Source organism: Phenylobacterium sp. (assembly GCF_030697925.1).
Classification (GTDB): Bacteria; Pseudomonadota; Alphaproteobacteria; order Caulobacterales; family Caulobacteraceae; genus Phenylobacterium.
Genome location: NZ_JAUYOJ010000046.1, coordinates 1 through 5,746 on the forward strand (window position 1 = coordinate 1; position 5,746 = coordinate 5,746).

The following is a 5,746-nucleotide window of genomic DNA, read 5'->3' on the forward strand; positions in this document are numbered from 1 at the left end:
GCGAGCTCCCCTGACCCTCAAGCCCCGTGGGGCCGGTTCGGTCAGCGCGGGCACGGTGAAGCAGAGCTTCAGCCACGGCCGCTCCAAGACGGTGGTCGTGGAGACCAAGCGCGCGCGCACCCACACCGCGCCGGCGGGCAACCTCGCCGCGCCATCCTCGGCCGAGAAGCGCTCCTTCACGCCGCCGCCGGCGTCCTCGCCGCGTCCGGCCTCGCCTTCGGGCGATGGTTCGGGCTTGTCGGCCGACGAGCAGCGCGCCCGCCAGCGCGCCATCGAACTGGCCCGCGAGCATCAGGCCCGCCAGGCCGCCGAGCAGCAGGCCCGCGAAGAGCGCGCCCGCGCCGCCGCCGCGGCGTCCGCCGCCGCCGCCAAGGCCGCCGAGCCGGCGCCTGCCCCGGTCGCGCCAGCCGCTCCGGCCCCAGCGCCGGAAGCGCCCGCGCCGGTGGCCGCGGCGCCTGAGGCCCCGGCCCCGGTCGCCCAGGCTCCCGCTCCGACGCCGGCTGATCCGACGCCGGCCGCGGCTCCGCCCGCCGCGCCCCGCGCCGAGGCTCCGGCTCCCCGTCCGGCTCCGACCGCCGCTCCGGCGGCCGGCCAGACCCGCACCTACGAACCCTCCCGCGAACGCCGCGACGACCGGGCCTCGACCACCACCTATCGTCCGGAGCGTTCGCCCGGCCGGTTCGAGAACGCGAATTTCGGCCAGCGCGCGCCGCGTCCCGACCAGGGCGGCTATCAGCAGCGTCCGCCGCAGGGCGACGCCCGGCCGCAAGGCGACCGTGGTCCGCCGCGTCCGCAAGGCGATCGCCCGCAAGGGGACCGTCCGCAGGGGGACCGTCCGCGTCCGTCCGGCGAGCCGGTCCGCTATTCGGCCCTGTCGCCGCGTCCCGCGCCCGGCGGCGCCGGGCGTCCCGGGGATCGCCCCGGCGGCGCTCGCCCGCCCAGGGGCGCCGCGCCCAACGCGCCACCCGCCACGCCTGAGATCCAGCGCGCCACCCGCCAGGCCCCGCGGCCCGGCGGCGGCGACGCCACGCGCCGGCCCGACGACGACGAGGATACGCGCCGCAAGGCCGCGGCCGCGCCGAACAAGGCCATCTCGCGCGTCAAGGGCGCCCAGCAGCGCCGCGAAGGCCGCCTCACCATCCAGGCCGTGGCCGGGGACGATGAGGGCGCCGTCGAGCGGATGCGTTCGCTGGCCTCGGTTCGCCGGGCCCGCGAGCGTGAGCGCGAAAAGCGCAAGGGCGGCGGCCAGGAAGCCGCCCGCGCCGCGCGCGAAGTGGTCATTCCCGACGTCATCACCGTGGCGGAGCTCGCCAACCGGATGGCGACCCGCGGCGTGGAGATCATCAAGTTCCTGATGCGTCAGGGCGTGATGCTCAAGATCAACGACGTCATCGACAACGACACCGCCGAGCTGGTGGCCACCGAATTCGGCCACACGGTCCGCCGGGTGTCCGAGGCCGACGTGGAAGAAGGCTTCATCGGCGAAGAGGATGTCGACGATCACCTGCTCCCGCGTCCGCCTGTCGTGGCGGTCATGGGTCACGTCGACCACGGCAAGACCTCGCTGCTGGACGCCCTGCGTTCGGCCGACGTGGCGGCCGGCGAACACGGCGGCATCACCCAGCACATCGGCGCCTACCAGGTGCGGTTGGAGAGCGGCCAGTCCGTGACCTTCCTCGACACCCCCGGCCACGCGGCGTTCTCCGCCATGCGGGCGCGCGGCGCCGACGTCACCGACATCGTGGTGCTGGTGGTGGCCGCCGACGACGGCGTCATGCCCCAGACCATCGAGGCCATCCAGCACGCCAAGGCTTCCGGCGCGCCGATCATCGTGGCGATCAACAAGATCGACAAGCCGGGCGCCAACCCGACCAAGGTGATCAACGAACTGCTGCAGCACGAGATCGTGGTGGAGAGCCTGGGCGGCGAAACCCAGGCCATCCAAGTCTCGGCGACCGAGAAGATGGGCCTGGACGACCTGATCGAGGGCATCCTCCTCCAGGCCGAGGTCATGGACCTGAAGGCCAATCCGGATCGCACCGCCGACGGCACCGTCATCGAGGCCAAGCTGGATCGGGGCCGTGGCGCGGTCTCCACCGTCCTGGTCAAGCGCGGCACGCTCAAGCGCGGCGACATCGTGGTGGCCGGCTCCAACTTCGGCCGCGTGCGCGCCCTGCTCAATGAGCGCGACGAGCAGCTTGACGCCGCCGGTCCGTCGGTTCCGGTGGAGATCCTCGGCCTGGACGGCACCCCGTCGCCGGGCGAGCCCTTCGCCGTGGTGGAAAACGAAGCCCGCGCCCGCGAGCTGACCGAGTACCGCACCCGGGTGAAGCGCGAGAAGGCCGGTTCTCCGGTCGCCGCCGGCGTGACCATGGCCGACTTCATGGCCAAGCTTCAGGACAAGAAGATCTCGGAGCTGCCGGTCATCATCAAGGCCGACGTGCAGGGTTCGGCCGAGGCCATCGTGGGCTCGCTGGATGCGCTCGCCACCGACGAGGTCCGCGCGCGGATCATCCTCCAGGGCGCCGGCGCGATCAGCGAAAGCGACGTCATGCTTGCCAAGGGCTCGGGCTCCCCGATCCTCGGCTTCAACGTCCGCGCCTCCAAGCAGGCCCAGGCCCTCGCCGAACGCGAAGGCGTCGAAATCCGCTACTACGCGATCATCTACGACCTGATCGACGACATCAAAGGCGTGCTCTCGGGCATGCTGGCGCCGGAACAACGCGAAACCTTCCTGGGCAACGCGCGGGTCCTGCAGGTGTTCGACATCACCAAGGTCGGCCGGGTCGCCGGTTGCCGGGTCACCGAAGGCGTGGTGCGCCGCGGCGCCCGCGTCCGGATCATCCGCGAGGACATCGTGGTGCTGGAACTGGGCACCCTCAAGACCCTCAAGCGCTTCAAGGACGAGGTGGCCGAGGTCGGCTCCGGCGTCGAGTGCGGGATGTTCTTCGAGGGCTTCCAGGACATCAAGGAAAACGACGTCATCGAGTGCTTCAGCCTCGAAGAGGTTGCGCGCAGCCTCTGATTGGCCGCAAAGATCGTCAAAACCCTCCCGGAGACGGGAGGGTTTTTTCTTGCCCGCCGTCCAAGGTCCGCCATGCGCATCGCCCTTCTCGCCCTTCTCGCCCTGACGCTCTCCGGCTGCGCCACGGTCCAGCGCTATGACGCGGCCAACGACGTCCACGCCCTGCTGGTCTCGATCCGCGACAACGACCGCCGGGCCTTCGACGCCCATGTGGACCGCCCGGCGCTCAAGCAGCAGATCGAGAGCCGGTTGCTGGCCGAGACCCGCAAGGCCCAGCCTGGCGACGGGCTGGCGGCGCTCGGCATCCTGCTCTCCCCGGTGCTGGCTGATGTGGCCGGCGACGTGCTGGTCCAGCCCCGGGTGTTCCGCGCGGTGGCCGACTATTACGGCTACGGCCCCGACACCCCGATCCCCAACGCCCTGGTCATTGGCGCCCAACTGAAGCCGGCGGGCGACGGGCGGGTCTGCGCCACCCGCAGGAAGGACGGTCCCTGCCTGCTGACCTTCACGCAGGCCGCCGGGACCTGGCGGCTGTCGGGCTTCGAGGGCGATCTTTCCATGCTGCGGACCAAGCGCTGATCTGTGTAAGCTCGAGCCCTGCCTTGGGGGGAGCATGCGATGAGCTACGAGGCCGCACTGTCGGACTACGAGGACACCGCGTTCACCCATGGCGGCCGGACGCGGAGGGTCTTCAAGAAGGGCTCCGGCCCGGCGGTCATCGTCATCCACGAGATGCCCGGCCTGCATCCCCTGGTGATCAGGTTCGCCGACCGGGTCGCGGCCTGCGGCCTCACCGTCTATTGCCCCAGCCTGTTCGGCGATCCGGGCCGGCCGGTCACCACCGGCTACGCCCTGCGCGAGATGATCACCGGCATCTGCATCCGGCGCGAGTTCAATGTCTGGGCCACTGACAAGTCGAGCCCGATCGTCGACTGGCTGAAAGCCTTGGCCCGCAAGGTCCACGTCGACTGCGGCGGCAAGGGCGTCGGCGCGGTGGGCATGTGCTTCACCGGCGGCTTCGCGCTCGCCATGATGACCGAGCCCTCGGTGGTGGCGCCGGTGCTGTCCCAACCCTCCCTGCCGCTGGCGGGCAAGAATCCGAAGCGTGGCGCGGGGATCGGCGCCTCGGCCGATGAGATCGCCTGCGCCCGCCGCCGGTTCGCTGACGAGGACCTGTCGATGATCGGCCTGCGCTTCAAGAGCGACGCCTTCGTCCCCGACGCCCGGTTCGAGACCTATCGCCGCGAGTTCGGCGAGAGGTTCGAGGCCATCGAGCTGGCGGACGAGGACGCCGCCCCGGCCCAGATGAAGCCGCATTCGGTCCTCACCCTGCACCTGAAGGACGATGGCCCCACCAAGGCGGCGGAGGAACGGGTGCTGGCCTTCTTCCGCGAGCGCACCGGGGCGGCCTGACGGGGTGGACTTCCGGGCCCCACGCGACTAGAAGCCCGCCCTTCCCCTGAGCCGCCGCGTCCGATCCGCGGGCCAGGTTTTGAAAGGCCAAGCCATGAAGAAGAACAACGCCCCGCGCCCGCGCGGCGTGGCCGCGGGCCCCACCCAGCGCCAGCTGCGCGCCGGCGAGCTGATGCGCCACGCCCTGGTGGAGATCATGCGCACATCGGACTTCACCGACCAGGACCTCGCCGACCGCTCGGTGACCGTCACGGAGGTGCGGATGAGCCCCGACCTGCGCCACGCCATCTGTTTCGTCGAACCCCTGGGCGGCATCGACGCCGACAAGGTCGTGGCGGCCATGAACCGGCACGGCAAGTTCATCCGCGGCCAGCTGGGCCGTCGCATCGACATGAAGTTCACCCCGGACCTGAAGTTCCTGCACGATGAGAGCTTCAACGAAGCGACCCGGATCGGGGCCCTGTTCGACAATCCCAAGGTCCGCCAGGACCTGACCCCCGACGCACCTTCCGACAGCTGGAAGGACGAGGACTGATGGCCCGGCGCAAGAAGGGCGACGCCGTCTCGGGCTGGGTCTGTCTCGACAAGCCCTACGACCTGGGCTCCACCAGCGCGGTCACCCGGGTGCGGCGGATCTTCAACGCCCAGAAGGCCGGCCATGCCGGGACCCTGGACCCGCTCGCCACCGGCGTCCTGCCCATCGCGCTGGGCGAGGCCACCAAGACCGTCGCCTTCCTGATGGACGCCGACAAATCCTACCGCTTCACCGTCGCCTGGGGGACCACCACCGCCAGCTTCGACCGCGAGGGCGCGGTGACCGCGACCTCCGACGTGCGTCCGACCGCCGAGGCCGTCGCCGCGGCCCTGCCGGAGTTCATCGGCGAGATCCAGCAGGTCCCGCCGATCTATTCGGCGGTGAAGGTGGACGGCGAGCGGGCCTATGACCTGGCCCGGGCCGGCGAGACGGTGGAGCTTTCGGCCCGCACCATCCAGGTCCACGACCTGCGCGTGGCCGGGGTCATCGACGCCGATCACATCGAACTCACGATGGACTGCGGCAAGGGCGCCTACGTCCGCGCGGTGGTCCGCGACCTCGCCGAGCGCCTGGGCGCCTGTGGCCATGTCAGCGCGCTACGCCGCACCCGCGTCGGCTCGTTCCGCGAGGAAGATGCGATAACACTGGAATTGCTTGAGGATTTGGGCCATAAGGCCCGCTGCTTGGAGGCCCTGCTTCCGGTCGAGACCGCCCTGGACGACATCCCGGAGCTGGCCGTGACCACCGAAGACGCCTTCAAGTTGAAGCAGGGA

Annotated in this window: 5 protein-coding genes; all 5 read left to right on the forward strand. The window is 71.0% G+C overall.

Annotated elements, in window-relative coordinates:
• The coding region (gene infB / locus Q8Q88_RS05040) for a translation initiation factor IF-2 (protein WP_305674108.1) at window positions 1–3,025 on the forward strand (3,025 nt) is incomplete at its 5' end.
• Between the two features lie 72 nt (window positions 3,026–3,097).
• Window positions 3,098–3,604, forward strand: coding sequence for a DUF2939 domain-containing protein (locus tag Q8Q88_RS05045; RefSeq protein ID WP_305674109.1), 507 nt, complete (start codon window positions 3,098–3,100; stop codon window positions 3,602–3,604).
• A gap of 39 nt (window positions 3,605–3,643) precedes the next feature.
• Window positions 3,644–4,438 (forward strand): dienelactone hydrolase family protein, encoded by a 795-nt coding sequence (locus Q8Q88_RS05050; protein WP_305674110.1) that lies wholly within the window; start codon window positions 3,644–3,646, stop codon window positions 4,436–4,438.
• Window positions 4,439–4,532: 94 nt separating this feature from the next.
• Window positions 4,533–4,973, forward strand: coding sequence for a 30S ribosome-binding factor RbfA (gene rbfA / locus Q8Q88_RS05055; protein ID WP_305674111.1), 441 nt, complete (start codon window positions 4,533–4,535; stop codon window positions 4,971–4,973).
• On the forward strand, window positions 4,973–5,746 hold a 774-nt coding region (gene truB, locus Q8Q88_RS05060; RefSeq protein ID WP_305674112.1), incomplete at its 3' end, for a tRNA pseudouridine(55) synthase TruB. The genes rbfA and truB, both read left to right, overlap by 1 nt.